General features: G+C 62.2%; 1 protein-coding gene. It reads left to right on the forward strand.

Features of this window, described 5'->3' with window-relative positions; genetic code table 11:
* On the forward strand, positions 1–1,186 hold a 1,186-nt coding region (gatB, locus tag EN939_RS34975), incomplete at both ends, for an Asp-tRNA(Asn)/Glu-tRNA(Gln) amidotransferase subunit GatB (RefSeq protein WP_127271923.1).

A 1,186-nucleotide genomic window follows, 5' to 3' on the forward strand; every position in this document is an offset into this window, starting at 1 on the left:
GCGCCGCCCAACGCCAATGTCAGCCTGGTCGATGCGGCGATGCCGGGCATGCTGCCGGTCATCAACGAGGAATGCGTCAAGCAGGCGATCCGCACCGGCCTGGGGCTGAAGGCGCAGATCAACCACAAGTCGGTCTTCGATCGGAAGAACTACTTTTATCCCGACCTGCCGCAGGGCTACCAGATCTCGCAGTTCAAGCAGCCGATCGTCGGCGAAGGCACGGTGATCGTTTCGGTCGGCCCGGACCGCCAGGGCGAATTCGAGGACATCGAGGTCGGCATCGAGCGGCTGCATCTGGAGCAGGATGCCGGCAAGTCGATGCACGACCAGCATGCGACCATGTCCTATGTCGATCTCAACCGCTCCGGCGTGGCGCTGATGGAGATCGTCTCCAAGCCGGACATGCGCTCGGCCGACGAGGCCAAGGCTTATGTCACCAAGCTGCGCACCATCGTGCGCTATCTCGGCACCTGCGACGGCAACATGGACGAAGGTTCGATGCGCGCCGACGTCAACGTTTCGGTGCGCAGGCCGGGCGGCGAGTTCGGCACGCGCTGCGAGATCAAGAACGTCAACTCGATCCGCTTCATCGGCCAGGCCATCGACTATGAGGCGCGCCGGCAGATCGCCATCCTCGAGGATGGCGGCAAGATCGATCAGGAGACGCGGCTGTTCGACGCCGTCAAGGGCGAGACGCGTTCGATGCGCTCCAAGGAAGAGGCGCATGATTACCGCTACTTCCCCGATCCCGACCTTTTGCCGCTGGAATTCGACCAGGCCTATGTCGATGCGCTGGCCAAGGAATTGCCGGAACTGCCGGACGACAAGAAGGCGCGGCTGATCGCGTCGCTCGGCCTGTCCGTCTATGACGCCTCGATCCTGGTGTCGGAAAAGCCGATCGCCGATTATTTCGAGAAGGTGGCCGCCGGCCGCGACGGCAAGCTTGCCGCCAATTGGGTCATCAACGATCTGCTCGGGCAATTGAACAAGGCCGGAAAAGACATTGAAAACGCTCCGGTTTCACCCGAGCAGCTCGGTGCGGTCATCGATCTGATCAAGGATGGCACCATCTCCGGCAAGATCGCCAAGGACCTGTTCGAGATCGTCTGGAATGAGGGCGGCGACCCTCGCCAACTGGTCGAGAGCCGTGGCATGAAGCAGGTCACCGACACCGGCGCCATCGAGA

Origin of the sequence: Mesorhizobium sp. M7A.F.Ca.CA.002.05.1.1 (assembly GCF_003998335.1) — a bacterium.
Lineage (GTDB): Bacteria > Pseudomonadota > Alphaproteobacteria > Rhizobiales > Rhizobiaceae > Mesorhizobium.